20 protein-coding genes and 2 tRNA genes are annotated in these 20,092 nt (G+C 37.1%); all 22 read right to left on the bottom strand.

The features are described 5' to 3' along the window. Window positions 1-420: 420 nt before the first annotated feature. Entirely contained in the window at window positions 421-1,920 is a 1,500-nt protein-coding gene (gene lysS, locus ABH955_RS27480; protein WP_002009709.1) for a lysine--tRNA ligase, read from the bottom strand. 160 nt (window positions 1,921-2,080) lie between these two features. Then, window positions 2,081-3,079, bottom strand: a complete 999-nt coding sequence (gene dusB, locus ABH955_RS27485) for a tRNA dihydrouridine synthase DusB (RefSeq protein WP_002009708.1) — start codon at window positions 3,077-3,079, stop codon at window positions 2,081-2,083. Window positions 3,080-3,102: 23 nt separating this feature from the next. Then, on the bottom strand, window positions 3,103-3,306 hold the full coding sequence (locus ABH955_RS27490) for a helix-turn-helix domain-containing protein (RefSeq protein ID WP_000387027.1): 204 nt from the start codon (window positions 3,304-3,306) through the stop codon (window positions 3,103-3,105). Further along, the gene (gene folK / locus ABH955_RS27495; protein ID WP_404491875.1) at window positions 3,258-3,773 is read right to left on the bottom strand and encodes a 2-amino-4-hydroxy-6-hydroxymethyldihydropteridine diphosphokinase; all 516 of its coding nucleotides are present in this window, start codon (window positions 3,771-3,773) and stop codon (window positions 3,258-3,260) included. Before folK ends, ABH955_RS27490 begins: the two co-directional genes overlap by 49 nt. After that, window positions 3,770-4,132: a dihydroneopterin aldolase gene (folB, locus tag ABH955_RS27500; protein WP_404491877.1), complete on the bottom strand. Its 363-nt coding sequence runs from the start codon at window positions 4,130-4,132 to the stop codon at window positions 3,770-3,772. The genes folK and folB overlap by 4 nt, the downstream gene beginning before the upstream one ends. After that, the gene (folP, locus tag ABH955_RS27505; RefSeq protein ID WP_113938516.1) at window positions 4,133-4,993 is read right to left on the bottom strand and encodes a dihydropteroate synthase; all 861 of its coding nucleotides are present in this window, start codon (window positions 4,991-4,993) and stop codon (window positions 4,133-4,135) included. After that, a complete protein-coding gene (gene pabC, locus ABH955_RS27510; protein WP_113938517.1) occupies window positions 4,968-5,840 on the bottom strand; it encodes an aminodeoxychorismate lyase in 873 nt (290 codons plus the stop codon). The genes folP and pabC overlap by 26 nt, the downstream gene beginning before the upstream one ends. Continuing rightward, a complete protein-coding gene (gene pabA, locus ABH955_RS27515) occupies window positions 5,834-6,421 on the bottom strand; it encodes an aminodeoxychorismate/anthranilate synthase component II (RefSeq protein WP_002113273.1) in 588 nt (195 codons plus the stop codon). Before pabA ends, pabC begins: the two co-directional genes overlap by 7 nt. A 5-nt stretch (window positions 6,422-6,426) precedes the next feature. Then, window positions 6,427-7,824, bottom strand: coding sequence for an anthranilate synthase component I (gene trpE / locus ABH955_RS27520; RefSeq protein WP_404457989.1), 1,398 nt, complete (start codon window positions 7,822-7,824; stop codon window positions 6,427-6,429). A 223-nt stretch (window positions 7,825-8,047) separates the two neighbouring features. Further along, complete coding sequence (gene cysK, locus ABH955_RS27525) at window positions 8,048-8,971, bottom strand: cysteine synthase A (protein ID WP_002130221.1); 924 nt, start codon at window positions 8,969-8,971, stop codon at window positions 8,048-8,050. 117 nt (window positions 8,972-9,088) lie between these two features. Further along, window positions 9,089-9,964: a redox-regulated molecular chaperone HslO gene (gene hslO, locus ABH955_RS27530; protein ID WP_002091564.1), complete on the bottom strand. Its 876-nt coding sequence runs from the start codon at window positions 9,962-9,964 to the stop codon at window positions 9,089-9,091. Window positions 9,965-9,970: 6 nt separating this feature from the next. Continuing rightward, window positions 9,971-10,759: a type III pantothenate kinase gene (locus ABH955_RS27535; protein ID WP_002009692.1), complete on the bottom strand. Its 789-nt coding sequence runs from the start codon at window positions 10,757-10,759 to the stop codon at window positions 9,971-9,973. 222 nt (window positions 10,760-10,981) lie between these two features. Continuing rightward, on the bottom strand, window positions 10,982-12,883 hold the full coding sequence (gene ftsH, locus ABH955_RS27540) for an ATP-dependent zinc metalloprotease FtsH (RefSeq protein WP_002091565.1): 1,902 nt from the start codon (window positions 12,881-12,883) through the stop codon (window positions 10,982-10,984). Window positions 12,884-12,968: 85 nt separating this feature from the next. Continuing rightward, window positions 12,969-13,511, bottom strand: a complete 543-nt coding sequence (gene hpt / locus ABH955_RS27545) for a hypoxanthine phosphoribosyltransferase (RefSeq protein ID WP_002124550.1) — start codon at window positions 13,509-13,511, stop codon at window positions 12,969-12,971. Continuing rightward, complete coding sequence (gene tilS / locus ABH955_RS27550; RefSeq protein WP_404449617.1) at window positions 13,508-14,938, bottom strand: tRNA lysidine(34) synthetase TilS; 1,431 nt, start codon at window positions 14,936-14,938, stop codon at window positions 13,508-13,510. The genes hpt and tilS overlap by 4 nt, the downstream gene beginning before the upstream one ends. Before the next feature lie 203 nt (window positions 14,939-15,141). After that, entirely contained in the window at window positions 15,142-17,613 is a 2,472-nt protein-coding gene (gene spoIIE, locus ABH955_RS27555) for a stage II sporulation protein E (RefSeq protein WP_002091571.1), read from the bottom strand. A 261-nt stretch (window positions 17,614-17,874) separates the two neighbouring features. Continuing rightward, window positions 17,875-17,946 (bottom strand) — tRNA-Glu (locus ABH955_RS27560). 13 nt (window positions 17,947-17,959) lie between these two features. After that, window positions 17,960-18,033 (bottom strand) — tRNA-Met (locus ABH955_RS27565). A 159-nt stretch (window positions 18,034-18,192) separates the two neighbouring features. After that, window positions 18,193-18,681 (bottom strand): S1 domain-containing RNA-binding protein, encoded by a 489-nt coding sequence (locus ABH955_RS27570; RefSeq protein WP_002063394.1) that lies wholly within the window; start codon window positions 18,679-18,681, stop codon window positions 18,193-18,195. Window positions 18,682-18,768: 87 nt separating this feature from the next. After that, window positions 18,769-19,128, bottom strand: a complete 360-nt coding sequence (divIC, locus tag ABH955_RS27575) for a cell division protein DivIC (RefSeq protein WP_002124547.1) — start codon at window positions 19,126-19,128, stop codon at window positions 18,769-18,771. Next, the gene (gene yabQ / locus ABH955_RS27580; protein ID WP_113938522.1) at window positions 19,125-19,778 is read right to left on the bottom strand and encodes a spore cortex biosynthesis protein YabQ; all 654 of its coding nucleotides are present in this window, start codon (window positions 19,776-19,778) and stop codon (window positions 19,125-19,127) included. The genes divIC and yabQ overlap by 4 nt, the downstream gene beginning before the upstream one ends. Next, the gene (gene yabP, locus ABH955_RS27585; RefSeq protein ID WP_001059101.1) at window positions 19,775-20,083 is read right to left on the bottom strand and encodes a sporulation protein YabP; all 309 of its coding nucleotides are present in this window, start codon (window positions 20,081-20,083) and stop codon (window positions 19,775-19,777) included. Before yabP ends, yabQ begins: the two co-directional genes overlap by 4 nt. Between the last annotated feature and the right edge of the window lie 9 nt (window positions 20,084-20,092).

Below are 20,092 nucleotides of genomic sequence, written 5' to 3' on the forward strand. Positions count from 1 at the left end.
GATCAAACTCTCCAATAAAGTTAGTTTGTCTAGCATCTAAAAATAAAAATTGACGTTCACGTTGTTTGTTTCGTTCAGTTTTCAAAGAACTACTTAGTCGCTCATTTGCGACTTCCTTATGTTAACATCTTCATTTTTCGATGTCAACTAAGTTTTTCAATTTCTTTTTTGTCGTTTTCTGCGTTTCCGCATCAGCGACGGTTATTAATATATCATGTAGAAAAATGAAATGCAATAGTTTTTCTAATAAAATTTTTAACTTAGTAAAAAAGCATAAAAACAGCACCTCTCTTCTATATAAGTATAGTTTTTTTAATCCAGCATCCATTTAACGAGTAATAATCTCGCGTTCCTTTTAATAGAAGGTTTCTCTCCCCTCAAATAAAGAAATAAAAAAAGCTTTGGAGAAATCTCCAAAGCTTAGTCTTGTTTATGGCGCATAGCTGGGAATAATAATACGTCACGAATAGATGGTGCGTTTGTTAATAACATAACAAGACGATCAATACCGATTCCTAACCCGCCCGTAGGAGGCATACCGTACTCAAGAGCTTCGATATAATCATCATCCATCATATGAGCTTCGTCATTACCTTGCTCGCGCTCTTTTAGTTGAGCTTCAAAACGTTCTTTTTGATCGATTGGATCATTTAACTCAGTGAATGCATTTGCATGTTCACGTGCAACGATAAATAACTCGAAACGATCTGTGAATCGTGGATCTTCGTCATTCTTTTTCGCAAGTGGCGAAATTTCTACCGGATGACCGTAAATAAATGTTGGTTGGATTAATTTATCTTCTACTTTTTGTTCGAAGAACTCATTAATAATATGACCAACTTCCATTGTATTCTTAATTTCCACATTATGTTCTTTTGCAAGTTCACGCGCTTCTTCTACACTCATTGGATTCCAGAAATCTGCTCCAGAGTGTTGCTTAATTGCATCTACCATATGAAGACGTGTCCATTCTGGCTCTAAATTAATTTCATAATCACCATATTGGATTGTTGTTGTACCCAATACTTTTTTCGCGATATGAGCAACCATATTTTCTGTCAGTTTCATAATATCATTATAATCAGCGTACGCTTCATATAATTCAATCATCGTAAACTCAGGGTTATGACGAGTTGATACACCCTCATTACGGAATACACGGCCGATCTCATAAACCTTTTCTAATCCACCCACAATAAGACGTTTTAAATGAAGTTCAATTGCGATACGCATATATAATTCCATATCTAACGCATTATGGTGTGTAGTGAAAGGACGAGCAGACGCTCCACCTGCAATCGCGTGCATCATAGGCGTTTCTACTTCAAGATAACCGTTGTCATCTAAATATCTTCTCATTTCACGAATGATTTTACTACGGGTAACGAACGTTTCACGGCTTTCCATACTTGTAATTAAGTCCAAGTAACGTTGACGATAGCGTTGTTCAACATCTTTTAATCCATGGTATTTATCCGGTAATGGACGAAGGGATTTCGTTAAAAGTGTAAATCCTATTGCTTTTACTGAAAGTTCTCCAACGTTTGTTTTGAACACTTTACCTTCAATACCTACTAAGTCACCTAAATCTGCTGTCGTAAATAACTCGTACTCTTCATCTCCAACAGTATCTTTACGAACATAAATTTGAACTTGCCCCTGTAAATCTTGAATATGCGCAAATCCCGCTTTTCCTTTACCGCGTTTTGTCATAATACGACCAGCGATAGAAACAGTGATTTCTTTCTCTTCTAATTCTTCTTTAGAGAATTCTCCATATAGACTTACTAAGTCAGTTGTTGAATTTGTGCGTTCAAATCGTTTACCGAACGGATCGATTCCTTGCTCACGCAAATTATGTAGCTTTTCACGACGAACAAGCAATTGGTCGTTTAATTCTTCGTGGTTCATGTTATCCATGATATTAATATCACTCCAGCTCTATTAATTTTTACAATATATACAGTATAGCATTTTCTACTCAACTAGAAAAACTGCCAGCAACTAACTGGCAGTTCTTCTTTCTTTCACGTAATTATAGGAAGTGTATAGAAGAATGTCAATCTCCTATGCCCCCTTATTAACCAACATAAATTGTTTGTTGTTTCGCTTCTACTTCTTCTACAAATGCACCTAATACATTCGCAAGGTCTTCACGTGTGTCGCAAGTATTGATACCATTACGCACACTCGCATTACCACGAACACCTTTTAAATACCAAGCTGCATGCTTTCTCATCTCTCTTACGGCAACATTTTCGTTCTTTAAATCGATAAGACGATCTAGATGCAACATACATACATCAATTTTCTCACGCACTGTTGGTTCCGGCATTAACTCACCTGTCTCTAAATACTTTACCGTACGATAAATCATCCACGGATCTCCAAGAGCAGCGCGACCAATCATAACACCATCTACACCAATTTCATCAAGCATACGCTTTGCATCTTGTGGTGTTTCGACATCACCATTTCCGATAACCGGAATATTTACAGCCTGCTTTACTTGTTTAATAATATTCCAATCCGCTTTACCTTCATACATTTGTACTCGTGTACGCCCATGAACCGCTATCGCTTGTCCACCAGCACGCTCAACAGCTCTAGCATTTTCTATCGCGAAAATATGTTCTTCATCCCAACCAATACGCATTTTAACTGTAACTGGCTTTTCAACAGCATCTACAACCGCCGCTACCATCTCATATATTTTATTTGGGTCTAAAAGCCACTTTGCTCCTGCATCACACTTAGTGATTTTCGGTACTGGGCACCCCATATTAATATCAATAATGTCTGCTGTCGTATATTTATCTACGTATTTCGCAGCATCCACAAGGGTTTCTTTCTCTCCACCAAAAATTTGTAAGCTTAATGGCTTTTCTCTCTCATCGATATATAGCATATCTAATGTTCTTTTGTTATTAAGTAATATTGCCTTATCACTTACCATTTCGGCACAAACTAAACCTGCACCAAATTCTTTTACTGTCAAACGGAATGCAGAGTTACACACTCCCGCCATCGGTGCTAATACAACCGGATTTTTCATCTCAATATTTGCAATCTTTAACACTCGATTTACTCCTTCCTTCATAGTCACTTCGGCATTAGTTCATCTATCGAGACCTTTAATGCTTTAGCAACTTCTACTACAAAATCTTGGGAAGGCGATCGATTCCCTCTCTCAACTTCACCTAAAACAGATACAGATACCCCTAATTCTTTCGCAAAACCTTCTTGTGTATAGCCTTTTAGCTTTCGAAAAGCACGAATGCGTCTTCCCCATTTTTCTGCTTCCATACCGTTACTCCCTCTCGCCTTTTCATTTCTTCTACTTGTGAACGTGAAATGTCTTGTTTTATATCTTGATTGATTTCTAACAACGGAACGATAACAAAAGCTCTTTCGAACATCCGCGGATGCGGAACAATAAGATTCTCTGCTTCAATATTTTCTTGATTATATAGTAAAATGTCAAGGTCGATGGTCCTCGGGCCCCATCTAATTCCCCTTTTTCTTCCTAGGTCATTCTCTACCCTTTGTGTTACTTTCAATAATTCTTGCGGTGATAAATTGGTAGAAATTTTTATAACTAAATTTAAAAAGCAATTTTGGTCAGTATAGCCAACCGGATCGGTTTCATATACAGACGAAACATCATCAACTTGGATATGCTGGTTTTTATTTAAAAACTGAATTGCTTCAGTTAAATAAGTATAACGCTCCCCAATATTGGAACCTAATGCAATGTACGCTATATTATTCATGGACGCTCTCTCGTAATTTCTACCGCTACAGCACGATAATGTCCTGGTATCGGCGGATCCGGTTTAATTACCTTAATTGTACACCGTGAAATACTCTCATATTGTTTCAATATATCTGTAGCGATATTTTCAGCGATACTCTCTACAAGCTTATAAGTTTTATCTTCAACAACTTTTCTACACAGCTCAAAAAGTTCCCCGTAATTGACAGAATGCTCTAAGTCGTCACTTTCTCCTGCGCGTTTTAAATCCAACTCCACCGTTAAATCTACTTTAAATCTCTGACCTAATTTATTCTCTTCTGGGAATACACCATGATAACCGTAAAACTCCATATCATGGATATAAATTTTATCCAATTACTTTACCCCCTTACCAATCATCGCATCCATCATCTTAGCCATACGCGCCATTTCTTTCACATCATGAACACGGATAAATTCACAGCCCTTTTCAATACCAAGACAAACGGTAGCACCCGTTCCTTCAAGACGCTCCTCCACTGGTAAATCTAATACATGACCAATAAAGGACTTTCTTGAAGTACCTAAGAGGACTGGATAACCCAGTACATTTAACTGTTCTAAATTACGCATCGCTTCTAAATTTTGTTCAGGTGTTTTCGCAAAACCGATACCTGGGTCTAAAATAATATTCTCATCTCGTACACCAGCATCTTTAGCAATTTTAATACTTTCATACAAATCAGCAATCATATCAGCCATTAAGTTGCGATAGTTCATATTATCTCGGTTATGCATTAAGATAATAGGTACATCATAATAGGCTGCAACTTCAGCAATCTTCGGTTCCGCCTTCGCTCCCCAAATATCATTAATAATATGAGCACCAGCTTCAATCGCTTGTTTTGCAACTTCAGCTTTATACGTATCGATAGAAATAGGTAATTTCGCTTCTTTCGAAACCGCCTGAATCATCGGAACGACTCGCTTTATTTCTTCTTCTACCGAAACTTTAGCAAAACCCGGGCGGGTAGATTCACCACCGATATCAATAATATGAGCACCTTCATTTTTCATTTCTTTCGCATGTCGCACCGCAGCATCTACTTCGTTGTAACTCCCACCATCAGAAAATGAATCTGGCGTTACATTTAAAATCCCCATAATTAATGTCTTTTCATTTAAGTTCAATGTATATTCGCCGCAGCGCAAATCATAATCCCACTTCAAACTACACATCTCCTCTTCGCAATTCATTTCTGCTCCACAATTTCTCTCTCTGCACTCCATAAAGATCCATAAGTCTTTTTGTAACCACTCCCACTTTACCCGGGAAATCTTTCTCCTCTATACGATAAAGGGGGACAATCTCTTGAATAGAGTTCGTTACGAACACTTCATCCGCTGAAAGCAATTCATCTTTTGTAAAGAAACCTTCCTTTACTTCTATATCTAGCTCTTCAGCAGCCTTTATAATAAACGCACGAGTGATTCCGTTTAAAATCCCTGTTTCTAATGAAGGAGTATATAAAATACCTCCTTTAACAAAAAAGAGATTCGAAACAATACCCTCTGCAACATAACCTGTTTCGGTAAGAAAAATACCTTCCTTATTCACAACATTTCCAATTTCGCGTTTCCCTAAAATATTATTTAAATAATGATGGGACTTCAAGCGAAATGCACCCTCAGGTGTATTTCTCACTTGCTTTAAAATAACTCCTTCTTTTTCCACTACATTCCCTGGAGCTGCTAAAGGTTTTATAAAAACAATAACAGACGGTTCTTCATATACTTCCGTTTGTAATCCTATTTCATCTATACCCGCCGATACATTTAAGCGCACATACGCATGCTTTAACTCATTCTTAACAAGTAGATTCTTTAAAATAAGCATCACTTCATCTTTTGTCATTGTCCATTTGATTTGCAATATATCGAGCGCATCCATTAAGCGTTCATAATGATCATCCAATAAAAAGGGATGACCATTATAAATACGAAATGTCTCAAAAACCCCAAGCCCATATAGGTAACCGTGGTCATAAGGAGAAATTTTCGCTTCACTCGCTTCTACATACGCGCCATTTACGTAAATTAACACGATGTCACACTTGGGCTATATTTGCGAATGAAATTCTGTAGCAACTCTTTCCCGTGAGAAGTCATAATAGATTCCGGATGGAATTGTACCCCTTCAATCGGCAACGTTTTATGACGAAGCGCCATAATTTCACCTTCTTCAGTCCAAGATGTTATCTCTAAACAATTCGGTAACGTCTCTTTTTTAACAATAAGAGAGTGATAACGTGTCGCGGTAAATGGATTTGGGATATCAGAAAAAATCGTCTGCCCATCATGATGCATTAAAGATGTTTTTCCATGCATCAAACGCTCTGCCCTGACAACATCCCCTCCAAATACTTGCGCAATTGATTGATGTCCAAGACAGACCCCAAAAATCGGAAGCTTACCTGCAAAATATTTAATAACATCCATACTGATTCCCGCCTCATTAGGACTACATGGACCTGGCGAAATCATTAAAAAATCTGGTTTCATATTCTCAATATCCGAAATAGTCACTTCATCATTACGCTTAACAACAAGCTCTTGTCCAAGTTCTCCAAGAAATTGCACTAAATTAAATGTAAAAGAATCATAATTATCAATCATTAATATCATTTCTCTCACCTAACCGTTTCTTCGCTACTTTCTTTTGCACGCCATAAAGCGATTGCTTTTTTTAACGACTCTTTATATTCATCTTTTGGATTTGAATCAATTACAATACCCGCTCCAGCTTGCACATGCGCTTGTCCATCTTTAGCAAGTAGTGTTCGGATTACAATATTCAATTCCGTATCTCCAGAATAACCAATCCAACCAATTGAACCCGTATAAATTCCTCGGCGAACAGGTTCTAATTCTTCAATAATTTCCATCGTACGTATTTTCGGGGCACCGGTAATTGTCCCACCAGGAAATACAGCCTTCACCAAATCGAAAGCATCTTTATCTGCTTCCACCTCACCACGCACATTAGAAACAATATGCATAACGTGTGAGTATTTTTCAATTACCATAAATTCATCTACTTCAACAGTGCCATATTTACAAACCCGGCCCAAGTCATTTCGTTCTAAATCCACAAGCATTACATGCTCTGCTCTTTCCTTTTCATTTTCAATTAATTCTTTCGCTAATTCTTCATCCTCTTGCTCACTTGCTCCTCGAGAGCGCGTACCAGCAATCGGTCTTGTACTGACTTCTTTTCCTTGCTTTTTAATTAGCAATTCAGGCGAAGCACTAACAATTTGAAAATCTCCAAACTCCAAGTAACCCATATATGGAGATGGATTAATTTCACGAAGACTTGTATATATTTCTAATGGATGTGTTTGTAATGTTCTTTCTTGTCTTGTCGACAAGTTTACTTGAAACACATCACCCGCTCCAATATATTCTTGAATACGTTCAACGGCCTTCATAAAGCCCTCTTCCGTAAAAGCGACTGCTTCATTTTTCTTTTCAGGACATTCAAACGGCATAATCACTTCAGGAGCTTCTTTCATCCAAAGACCCTTCCATTCACTTAATCGTTCTTCTGCCTCTTCACACTCATCTACATAATGCGTAATAATCCATAATACTTTCTCCTGTTGATCATACACAAACACGTCATCAAATAACAAAAAGAATATGTCAGGTATATTAATATCATCCTCTGCAAGAGAAGAAAGTTTTTCAATATAACGGATACAATCATAACTAAAGTATCCAATTGCCCCACCCTGAAAAGGTGGGTACTCCGGATTATAATCCGTTTTCCATTTCTCCATATACGCTTGCATTAAATCTAATGGATTCCCTCGCTCTATTGTTTCCTTACCACTTTCGCTTATATGTAACGTCTCATTCTTACCCTGAATTACCGCTATTGGATCCAGCCCAACAATGTTATAACGACCACCACGTCCACTTTCTAACAAAATATGTTGCGGCTTATCCTGAGAAAGAAATTTATATTGCTTAAAGAAATCTAACTGATATGGAATAGAAAGCGCTAAAGATTTTCTTCGTTGCATATCAACACCCCGTCTTCTGTTATCCCACCCTCTTAAGCCAATCAACTCAAACTACATAAAATTATTTATATAGAGAATGATTATACTTGAGGGCTAGTGAAAATAAATTAATTATACTACTTCTTATTTTACATGAAGTTTTCTAGTCATTCACTCTTTTCCTTTTTCCAATCAAAAAAGAAAAAGCATCCTTTTTTAAGGATGCTTTTCAAATCACATTCAATTATGACTCAAATTGATAAAGTGGTGTACTTAAATAACGTTCACCGTTACTTGGGATAATAACAAGTACCTTTTTCCCTTTACCTAATTTCTTCGCAACTTCTGTCGCTGCATAAACGACTGCTCCCGAAGAGATACCAACTAAAATACCTTCTTCTTTAGCCACTCTTCTCGCATATTCGAACGCTTGCTCCGTTTTCACTTGAATAATTTCATCATATACCTCTACATCCAATGTCTCCGGAACAAACCCCGCTCCAATTCCTTGGATCTTATGTGGTCCTGGCTTTCCACCAGATAATACTGGTGAATCCGCAGGTTCTACCGCGTAAATTTTGATATCTTTATAAGCTTCTTTCAGCACTTCACCGGCACCTGTAATTGTTCCACCTGTACCAATACCTGCGATAAACGCATCTAATTGATCCCCCATCTGTTCAACAATTTCTGGACCTGTTGTTATACGATGGATTTCTGGATTCGCTTGATTTTGGAACTGTTGTGGTATAAAGTACCCATGTTCTTCTGCTAATTCAGTTGCCTTTCGAATTGCTCCGCCCATTCCTTCAGGTCCTGGAGTCAATACTAATTCAGCACCGTAAGCGCGTAATAAATTACGACGCTCAATACTCATTGTTTCTGGCATTACTAAAATTGCCTTATATCCTTTAGCAGCTGCTACCATCGCTAAGCCAATACCTGTGTTACCACTTGTCGGCTCAATGATTGTATCGCCCTCTTTTAATAATCCTTTATTTTCAGCATCTTCAATCATAGCTAACGCGATACGATCTTTAACACTGCTTCCTGGATTCATAAATTCTAATTTTAAGTATACATCTGCGCTGTCTGATTCTACGATGCGGTTCAACTTAACGATCGGCGTTTTCCCGATTAATTCTGAAACTGATTGTGCCACTCGCATTCCTGTCACTCCTAACACCGAGTATTTTTATTGGTTTTATCTATATTTAGATTTTGTCAGAAAATTCCCTGTTTGTCAATCTATTCGGGCGGCTGATTCTCCGCCTAAACTTCTTTATTACAGGTTCTCAATTAGACTTGTAATATCTTCTTTAGCGAATTTATGTCGTTCATTACAGAAGTGACAGTGAACTTCCGTCTCTTCTTCTTCTGCACGAATTTGTTCTAGCTCCGCTTTACCTAAACTAATTAGCACGCTTTCAATACGCTCACGTGAACATGTACAATTAAATTGAACATCCATTGTTTCTAGCACTTTCACTTTATCTTCTCCAAGCACTTCATACAGTAATTCTTCTGGAGAAAGACCTTGTTCGATTAATTGTGATACTGGCGGGATTTGTTGAAGACGCTCTTCAATAAATGAAATTGTTTCTTCCTGCGCACCTGGCATAATTTGAAGAATGAATCCACCCGCCGCTAATACGCTATCATCTCCATTTACAAGAACACCAACACCTACAGAAGAAGGCGTCTGCTCAGAAACCGCGAAATAATATGTGAAATCTTCCCCTAGTTCTCCTGAAACAATGGGAGATTGACCAATAAACGGTTCACGCATACCGATATCTTTAATTACCGTTACAAATCCTTCTGTACCTACCGCTTGATATACACGTAATTTTCCTTGTTCCGTTCCTTCAAAATCAACATGCGGATTCGTTACATAACCACGTACATCCCCATTTGCATGAGCATCGACTAAGATAGGACCAATCGGGCCGTTACCCTCTACTTTAATCGTTAACTTCTGCTCGCCTTTTAACATAGCACCCATCATTGTACCCGCAGTTAAAGAACGACCAAGTGCCGCTGAAGCTGTTCTCCATGTATCATGACGTTTTTGCGCCTCACTTACTGTATTTGTTGTACGTACACTATAAGCACGAACCTCTCCATTAAACGCTAACGCTTTTACTAAATAATCTTTCATACTTATTTATTCACCCTTCTCATGTTGTAAATTTGCATTACGCTCATATAACATATACAAACCTTTTAACGTTAAAAACGGATCTACAATATCAATTACATTTGATTCTTCTGAAATTAATTTTGCCAATCCACCTGTTGCAATAACTTTCGGTTCTTGCTTAGCTTCTTCCTTCATACGCTTAACAATACCTTCCACTTGTCCAACGTATCCATAAAGAATACCTGATTGCATTGCACTTACTGTATTCTTCCCGATAACACTACCCGGTTTTGTAATTTCAATACGAGGAAGCTTTGCTGCCCTGCTATATAAAGCTTCTGCCGAAATCATAATTCCTGGCGTAATAACGCCACCCATATAATGCTTCTCTTCGTTAATATAACAATATGTAGTAGCCGTACCAAAATCAACAATAATAAGCGGACTTCCATATAAGTGGATTCCTGCTACTGCATTTACAATTCGGTCCGCGCCTACTTCACGTGGATTTTCATATTTAATATTCAAGCCAGTTTTTATCCCAGGCCCCACTACAAGCGGTTTAATTTTAAAATACTTTTCACACATACGCTCTAAAGCGAACATAATTGGCGGTACGACTGAAGACACAATAATACCTTTCACATCTTCAAAAGAAAGACCTTCATGCTCAAGTAACTGCTTTACAAGCATCCCATACTCATCTTCTGTTTTATGACGATCTGTTTCCATGCGCCAATGCTGACGAAGTTCCCCCTCTTCAAACACACCTAGTACCGCATTTGTGTTCCCTACATCCAATACAAAAATCATATTCTCACCACTTATCTTATTTAATCTATATTTGCGCAGTATGTATAAAACTTATAAAAACATCATATCACACATACTTATATAATCAGTTTTTCTATACTCATCATTGTACAAAAAGATTACTCTCTATTTCAATTTTAAATAATAGTTTCATTCAATTTTTTTTGCCACTTAAATTCATTCCACAAAAAAAAGGAGTGACTATTGTCACTCCTTCGTTTCTTACTTATCTTCTGTATCTTCATCGTCTTTCTTCATATTGATGTTTACTTTCACATCATCTGAAGATGTTGGACGCTCAGGTAATCTGCCATAATCATATAAATGATTAATTTGCTCTGCATCTAATGTTTCTACTTCAAGTAACGTTTTCGCGATAATATCAAGCTTATCTCGTTTTTCAGTAAGAATTTGTTTCGCACGAGCATAACAGTCTTTAATAATTATTTGCATTTCCACATCAATTTCATGCGCGATTGCATCACTGTAGTTTTGTTCTGAATGGAAGTCTCTTCCTAAGAATACCTGACCACCTTGTGAGCTACCAAATTGCATCGGTCCAAGCTTATCACTCATTCCGAATTCTGTAACCATACGTCTTGCAATACCAGTCGCACGTTGGAAGTCGTTGTGAGCACCTGTACTTGCTTCACCAAATACAATCTCCTCAGCTACTCGACCACCAAGTAAACCAGTGATTTTATCAAGTAACTCTGGTTTTGTCATGAAGTAACGATCTTCCTTCGGAAGCATTACCGCATATCCACCAGCTTGACCACGAGGGACAATTGTTACTTTATGAACGATATCTGCTTCATCAAGGACAACACCAATTACAGTATGGCCAGCCTCATGGAATGCAACGATATTACGTTCTTTTTCAGAGATAACGCGACTTTTCTTAGCTGGACCTGCAATAACACGATCCGTCGCTTCATCGATGTCACTCATATCAATTTTCTTCTTATCTTGACGCGCAGCTACTAAAGCAGCTTCGTTTAATAAGTTTTCAAGATCGGCACCAGAGAATCCTGGTGTACGAGTTGCAATTGCTCTTAAGTTGACATTCTCATCAAGCGGTTTATTACGAGCGTGTACCTTAAGTACAGCTTCACGACCATTTACATCTGGACGATCTACTGTAATTTGACGGTCAAAACGACCTGGACGTAATAACGCTGGATCAAGAATATCAGGACGGTTTGTCGCAGCGATGATAATAATACCTTCATTTGCACCGAATCCATCCATTTCAACAAGCAATTGGTTCAACGTTTGTTCACGCTCATCATGACCACCGCCAAGACCCGCGCCACGTTGACGTCCTACTGCATCAATTTCATCAATGAAAATGATACAAGGAGCATTTTTCTTTGCATTTTCAAATAAATCACGTACACGGGATGCACCGACACCGACGAACATCTCTACGAAGTCAGAACCACTAATAGAGAAGAACGGAACGCCTGCCTCACCTGCAACAGCACGTGCTAGTAAAGTTTTACCTGTACCTGGAGGTCCCACTAATAGAACACCCTTCGGAATACGGGCACCAACTTCAGCGAACTTACGAGGGTCTTTCAAGAATTCAACTACCTCAACAAGTTCTTGTTTCTCTTCATCCGCTCCAGCAACATCTCTGAAACGAATTTTTTTCTTTTCATCATTGTATAGCTTTGCCTTACTTTTCCCGAAGTTCATAACACGGCTACCGCCGCCCTGAGCTTGGTTTAATAAGAAGAAGAATAAAATGAAGATAATGACAAACGGAATGATAGAAGTAAAGAACGTTACCCAAGCACTTGTTTCTTCTGCTGGTTGATACTTAACTTCAGCCCCTTGCGCTTTATCATTAATTTTCTTTTGTAATTCCTCAGTATTTGGTGCATAAGTAACAAATTGTTCTCCTTGGCTAGAAGTCTTGAATTGTCCCTTTACCTCAAACACACCATTTTTCGGTTGAAGCTGCACATTACGCACTTCACCTTTTTCAAGTTGAGTAATGAATTTATCGTAGCTAACTGATGTCGTTTTTTGCGTCGAACCATTAAAATAGCTCACGATTCCAATTACTACTAAGAATATCAGTAAATAAAAGATGGTATTACGGAAGATACGATTCATTCCTAACCTCCTCTCACGGCATAAACACTATAGTAAATCGTAACATAAAAAAAATTTCCTATACAATTGTAACGCCTATATTTAATTAATTTGAGTAAACACTTGGTTTTAATACTCCTACATAAGGAAGATTACGGTACTGCTCTTTATAATCTAATCCATATCCTACAACAAATTCATGAGGAACAGTAAATCCAACATAATCTGCTTTCAGATCAACCTTACGGCCTGTTGGCTTATCTAATAAAGTAACAATTTTTACAGATTTCGCTTTACGATATTTAAACAGATCCACTAAATAGCTTAGTGTAAGACCGCTATCAATAATATCTTCAACGATTAAAATATCGCGACCTTCTACCGAAGTATCAAGATCTTTTAAGATTTTTACTTCGCCTGTCGAAACTGTAGAGTGACCGTAGCTAGATACAGCCATAAAATCCATTTCAAGATATGTATCTGTTCTCTTTAATAAATCTGCCATAAATGGCATTGCACCCTTTAGTACACCAATCGCAAGAGGTACTGTATTTTTGTAATCCTCTGCAATAACTGCACCTAGTTCGTGCACCTTTTCTTGTATTTGTTCTTCAGAAATTAATACTTTTTCGATATCTTGATTCATCATTTCATTATCCTCCCGGAAGACTCCTTGCTTTTGTAGTGAATAATCATGTATTTACCCTTCTTTGCTAGCTCTTTCGAAGTAGCAAACGCAGATCGTTTCAACAAGGGTACCCAAATAATATTTCCACTTGCGTCACAAACGATCGGCCATTCTTCTCTTTTTTCTTTTGGTACTTTTGCTTCGATAAAAACAGCTTTTATCTTTTTTGTACCATCCATACCTTGCATTGACATGCGATCTCCATTTTCCCTAGACCGAATACGAAGTGGATACGATATATCATTATACTTAGCAACAAATACTGTTTCATTCATGTTACTCGGTATATCTTCGCTCACCTCTGTTACAAGTTTATCCCCATTCGGCAATATAATTGTCCCAGGTACTGATAAATCTTGCGAAAAAGGAGAAACAATTTCTTGTTTAAATCCAAAACCACATTCTTCGTATGTGCGAACAATTTTCAAACCACCTGGAAAATCTAGTGAACCTGAAGGTTGTGCCCGCTTAAAAAATTCAATCACCTTGTCAATATGTATAGAAGAAAGCGAAGATGGAATCTTATATTCATAAAGATAGTTTAATATTAGTTGAATCCCTCTTCTTTGTAAAGGCATAGACATGGATTCAAAGGCAGGAATTGATAAGCTAATTTGTTTATCGCTTTTTTTTGTAATTACTTTATTCATTTTCTCAAAAGCTAATTCCTGCAAATAAGCCTCATCCTCTTGCATCTGCACGCTAAATTTTTGAAATTTCTCATGCATTTGTGGATTTTCTTCTTTCAAATAAGGAAGGACATATTTACGTAATCGATTCCTTGTATATACTTCTTTTTTATTACTCGGATCTATACGCGGAATAACTTTTAATTTATTACAGTAATCAACAATTTCTTCCTTAGTTACCCCAAGTAACGGCCTAATTAAATATCCATTATGAAAAGATCGCTTCACTGCAATTCCTGCGTATCCTTTCGGAGTACTCCCTCGTACAAGGCGCATTAAAATCGTCTCTACTTGATCATCTCCATGGTGACCAAGAGCTACATAACTCGCATCATATTTCTTCATTATTCTTTCCAAAAATGCATATCTGCATTCTCTAGCTGCAACTTGTGCATTCATTCCATATTGCTGTTGATATTGCGACACATTAATCCTTAGCGTTTCACAAATAACTCCTAGCTCTTTGCAAAGACCCTGTACAAACTGTAAATCCTCATAAGATTCATTACCTCTAAACATATGGTCCACATGTGCTACTACAATTTCTAGCTGTTTTTCTGCCCTTTTTTCTAACAAATAATATAAAAGAGCCAAAGAGTCAGGACCACCAGAAACCCCTACAACAATTGTTGAATGTTTCTTTAATACATCATGCTGCTTTACAAAGTCATCTACTTTTTCAACAAATGCATCTTTCAACTTCGCAATCACCTTTCATTAAACAAGAACAACAACATTAGTTACCTTGTATATAATGGTACAACTTTTACAAACATTGTGCAAAAAAAAGATGTACAAAATCCATATTTTTATCTTACATCCCTCCTGTATATTTAACAAAGTAATCACATTACCTTTTTAATCAAAAAAACCTAGGCATCTACCTAGGTTTTTTGATTATTTTATTGCGCCTGCATTCCTACTATTGGAATCGTAGCCCACTTCGGCATATTTTTCTTTACTTTCGCCACCACAATAGTCATATCATCATTTATATAACCATCACCAGAGCGAATTACTTCTTCCATAATAATATCAGCGATTTCCTGTGGGTCCTCTGTTTGTAGTTCTTTAATTTTACGTTTTATCCATAATTCATGATTCTCCACATGTTGCGCTCCCTCAAAGATGCCGTCACTCATCATGATAAGAAGATCACCCGTTTTTAATTGCTCACCAACCACATCAACTTCAACATCTTCAATGATTCCCATCGGCAAATTACTTGCCTCAATTTTCAAAATATTATTTCCGCGTTTAACAAAACTCGGCGTCGATCCAATCTTTAAAAACTTCGCACTCGCATCCCTTAAATCTACCATAGCCAAGTCAAGCGTTGTATACATCTCCTCTGTCGTCCTTAAAGAAAGAATCGAATTGATGGACTTAATCGCTATTTCTTCATCAATACCTGATTGAAGTATCTTTTGTAATAATTTTACCGTTTCCCTACTCTCCATATGAGCCCTTTGTCCATTTCCCATACCATCACTAATCGCAAGTGCATATTTACCAACGCTCAAATCCATCATCGCGTAGGAATCCCCTGAAATAAACCCACCACCTTTTGCAGCTGTGGCCAATCCTGTATCAAGAGAATACGTCTTCGCTGAACCAAATGATATTAAACTGTGCCCATTTGGATATGAGGATTTCTCTTCATGCTTAACGACGATATTCTCTTTTAAAATATCTGAAAGCATTGGAGCAACCAACTTCTCACATTCCCCATGTTCATTAGATGCAGCCGGAATCAACATTTCAATATCAATACTTCCTCTATCTAAACAATAAATATCAACATGCTCCACTTCGACACCAAAATCACGAAACGCTTGTAAAATTTGCTCCTCCTGCGCTTGATGGTTCTCTCTTTCTCGTTGTATCTCCTTAGCGAAATCCTCCATCACTTTTGATACACCTAGTAATTGCTCCGCTACAATTCTACGATTTTCCTTCATTTGTTTTCTTAATTTCTGCCCCTCATAGAAGTGATCTAATTCACCCGCTACTAAATCCGTTACTTTCTTCCCTCTCACACAATGCTTGTCCCATTCACGAACTAACTTCCGATTATGCTGCAGCGTTCCTTCTTCTGTTTCACTCATTATTTGTTTCATATAATCGTATGTTTTATCAAAATTAACTACCCAACATTGATCCTTCTTAAAGCATGTTTGACATGTTTTTGCAGTAATTGTACTTAAAAATAAATCAGCTTCTGTTTCTTTATCTTCCTCCTCCACATACCCGTATACAGAAAAGCTATTAGACAAAGCAGCAAATACATTAGCAAATTGATTGATTTTGTTTGCTGTAACATCGCGCACTCTTCTTAAATATTGTTGTTGATCCTGTGAATGTTCCTGTGTACCCGGCATAAATTTAGCAATACGATCCATAACAAGCTTCGGTGTTAATAAGAAGAAAACAATCGCTACACCAGATTCAATTAAAGTTGTTACAATACTTGTTTGCTTGTCTACATATAATGTAATTAAGCTTGTACCAATTAATAAACCTAAACTAACTCCTATACGCTTCCCTTCTTTTAACAATCCCCCAAGCAATCCTGAAAAGGCAAGGAGACTAAGTTGAGACAAGCTCGCCACATTTGCTAAACTTAATATTAACCCAGTGACAACTCCTACCGTGGACCCTGTAGCTGCCCCTGCAATAAAGGCAAATACTAATACTAAATATCTAGTGAAAATATGTTGAATAGAAGCATCATAAACAAACCAATCCGTTGTGCCCGTTAAAACAGATGCTAGTAATATAATTAAACAAACAATTTCTTCTGTTTCTAACGCTTGTTGCTTCCCTTTCCTTTCCACTAAAAGCGGAACACTTTGTAAAAATATCATCGTTAATACGAAGCTAAGCCCCGCTTCGATCGTACTGACGAGCAGATCATACATGGTGACGGTTTGCTGTGCAAAATATACAACAACTAAATGTGCGGTTAATGCGGAGATAAATACTTGGAATGGTACAAGTCCAACAGTTTTACGTGTAAACCGACTAAAGAAGATATTATAAATAAAGAAGGTAAAGATAGATGCAAAAGTAAAAAATAAATTATCTATTGAAACTGAAAGTGCTCCCCCCATTAGGGCTAAGAACGCGAGCGGCATTTTATCTCGCTTCATAACATAAACAGCAGCAAAAAACGGCAATGCAAACGGTAAAATGTTTGTTAATATATATGCTCGTCCCAAAAGAAAACCAATAACAGCAATAATGAATCCCCATCTAAAGAAAACTTTTTCAAACTTCATTCGCAACTTACTCGTCCACTTTATTGTTCCAAGCTGACTTTCATTCATCGCCAATGCACTTGTATTCATAGTATTCCTTCCTGCTTTAGGCATATTTTTAACACCACCTGCATAGTTTAATTACTGTTATTATAAAAGATGATTATTGGTTTTTTTGTCAAAACAACAGTTTTGACTTTTATAATCGTTCGACTTTTTATTCGAAATAAATCTACATATATACATAGTATTTAATTTATTTAAAGAGAGTTGAAAGAATGTTCAGAAAATATAGGGTGATTTTGTAGAAGTATTGTACGTCTTAATTTATATTTAACAAAAAAAGACCATGCAAATTTGCATGATCTTTTTAGATGACCCGTACGGGATTCGAACCCGTGTTACCGCCGTGAAAGGGCGGTGTCTTAACCACTTGACCAACGGGCCGTTAAATTAAATATAGCGGCGGAGGGGATCGAACCCCCGACCTCACGGGTATGAACCGTACGCTCTAGCCAGCTGAGCTACACCGCCATGTCGTCGTATTTAACGGACAATTAGTATATTACATCAGATATATTTTAAAGTCAATACATCTCAAAAACTTTTTTAAAAATATATTCTCTCACATAAAAAAGTACCCGAGTAATTACTCTGGGTACCTCTCTATATGTTAAGAATTAAACGGACTTATTATCCGCGACGTGCGCCACGGCCACCACGTTTAGATTCTGTGTTACGCTTTAAAGAAGTTAAACGATCTTCACTATCTTTTAAAAAGCGTGCCATCTTTTGCTCAAATGTTTCTTTTGGAGCTCGTTCGTTACCGCCACCGCGGTTATCTCTGTTGGAAGAACGATTATTATTACGTTGTGGACGTCCAGAACGTTGTTGATCACCACCACGTTGGTATTCACCACGCGGACGATCTCCTTCTGTTTTTTCACGTTCTTTCGCTTTCTTAATAGATAGGCCAATTTTGCCATCTTTTTCAACATTGATAACTTTTACTTCTACTTGGTCGCCTACTTTTAAGTGATCGTTAATATCTTTCACATAATTATCAGCAACTTCACTAATATGAACAAGACCTGTTAAGCCTTCTGGCAGCTCCACAAAAGCCCCAAAATTTGTAATACCTGTTACTTTACCCTGTAACTTGCTGCCTACCTCGATTGACATAAAAAAAATGCTCCTCCTTAGTGGTTAAAAAGTCAAATTTTACTTTATTATATATAATCCTAAAATGTAGTGTCAATAAGACATACTCTACTTAGAAACAGGAAAAATTATCTCCCCTTTTCCGGAGAAGAAATAATCCCTTCTAGCAATCTTTAAAACGTACTCTTCATCATTCAACTTTTGAACTTCATCTTTTAGATTCTTTTCTTTTTTCGTTAATGAATCCAGTTCTTTTTTCATGTCCTTAACTTTTGCTTCTTTTGCTTTAATGGAACTGTTTTGTTGATAAAACGTCACACTAATACTAGCAATAATTGTAAAAGCAAAGACAAGAAAAACCGCTAAACGGCGATAAAGTCGCTTCCTGTTCTCATCCGTTTGTATTATATGTTCTTTAACAGGATTTGGACTCTGTTTTTCGATTGTTCTTTGTCTCAGTTCCCTCATTTCCGAGGTCCCCCTAACTTCTTTTTTATACGCACCCATAATTGGAAGATATGTCCCTTCAATTTTGCTACATATTGCAGGAACCCTACATGCTTCATTATAAAAAGTTTAACACGATTAGGGAGAAGTTTCCATATGAGCGAAGCAATAAACCGAACAGGCGAGAAAAAAACTTTCCATATGAAAAGTAATATCCAAATCACCATTTTCCATAACACATGTCCAATTGAAAGCAGTATACGAAATAAGAATAATATAAATGCAATAAATAGCTGTGCTATAATAATAACAGGTTTTATCATGAGTAGCTGTATAATTCGAACAAAAAATTGTGTTGTTTGTACAAAAATATAGATGAGAAAATTTAACATCTTCATGTATAGTACTTTCAATAAGCTTTGATATGCTGCAAAACCACATAGTAACGCCAAAAATACATATATACGTAGTTCGGCTTCATTTACACGCAGTAATACATAAAAAACGAATAATGCTTGGACAATCCAAAATAGTATATCATGTATAAATACAAGCCAACGTTTACGCTCTTGGCGTTTTAAAAACCGTTGGTATGTATCTAAAGAAGCACCAATCCAAGCACCCATTCCAATCATCGAAAGCATTGTATACAACTGAATTGTTAGGCTCATTTAAACAGCTTACTAAAGAAGCCTTTAGTTTTCTCCCCTTGGTTCTCATCAATATACAGCATTTCATGAACTTTCCCTTTAATTGATACAACACCCTTTTCTACATCTAAATTCTTCATTTGCAAATTTTGACCACGAATTGTTAAAAAACCCATTACAGTCTCGAGTAAAAACTCTTCGCTATCAAAACTCTCTACTTGCTTTACACCAGTAATATCGATTACACGCCTGCCACGCATGATAATATCATGCTCTACAGAAACATTTTGTTGATTAGAAGACATAGGTGAGTAACCATTATTCACGAAAATCCC

Source organism: Bacillus sp. RC240 (assembly GCF_044907945.1).
Taxonomy (GTDB): domain Bacteria; phylum Bacillota; class Bacilli; order Bacillales; family Bacillaceae_G; genus Bacillus_A; species Bacillus_A mycoides.

Coding starts and splice junctions, on each gene's coding strand:
- lysS (WP_002009709.1), bottom strand. CDS start 1,920: ATGGATAACATGAACCACGAAGAATTAAACGACCAATTGCTTGTTCGT.
- ABH955_RS27490 (WP_000387027.1), bottom strand. CDS start 3,306: ATGGAAGCAGAAAAATGGGGAAGACGCATTCGTGCTTTTCGAAAGCTA.
- folK (WP_404491875.1), bottom strand. CDS start 3,773: ATGAATAATATAGCGTACATTGCATTAGGTTCCAATATTGGGGAGCGT.
- folP (WP_113938516.1), bottom strand. CDS start 4,993: ATGAATTGCGAAGAGGAGATGTGTAGTTTGAAGTGGGATTATGATTTG.
- pabA (WP_002113273.1), bottom strand. CDS start 6,421: ATGATATTAATGATTGATAATTATGATTCTTTTACATTTAATTTAGTG.
- trpE (WP_404457989.1), bottom strand. CDS start 7,824: ATGCAACGAAGAAAATCTTTAGCGCTTTCTATTCCATATCAGTTAGAT.
- cysK (WP_002130221.1), bottom strand. CDS start 8,971: ATGCGAGTGGCACAATCAGTTTCAGAATTAATCGGGAAAACGCCGATC.
- hslO (WP_002091564.1), bottom strand. CDS start 9,964: ATGAAAGATTATTTAGTAAAAGCGTTAGCGTTTAATGGAGAGGTTCGT.
- ABH955_RS27535 (WP_002009692.1), bottom strand. CDS start 10,759: ATGATTTTTGTATTGGATGTAGGGAACACAAATGCGGTACTAGGTGTG.
- ftsH (WP_002091565.1), bottom strand. CDS start 12,883: ATGAATCGTATCTTCCGTAATACCATCTTTTATTTACTGATATTCTTA.
- hpt (WP_002124550.1), bottom strand. CDS start 13,511: ATGATGAATCAAGATATCGAAAAAGTATTAATTTCTGAAGAACAAATA.
- spoIIE (WP_002091571.1), bottom strand. CDS start 17,613: ATGCCTAAAGCAGGAAGGAATACTATGAATACAAGTGCATTGGCGATG.
- ABH955_RS27570 (WP_002063394.1), bottom strand. CDS start 18,681: ATGTCAATCGAGGTAGGCAGCAAGTTACAGGGTAAAGTAACAGGTATT.
- divIC (WP_002124547.1), bottom strand. CDS start 19,128: ATGAGGGAACTGAGACAAAGAACAATCGAAAAACAGAGTCCAAATCCT.
- yabQ (WP_113938522.1), bottom strand. CDS start 19,778: ATGAGCCTAACAATTCAGTTGTATACAATGCTTTCGATGATTGGAATG.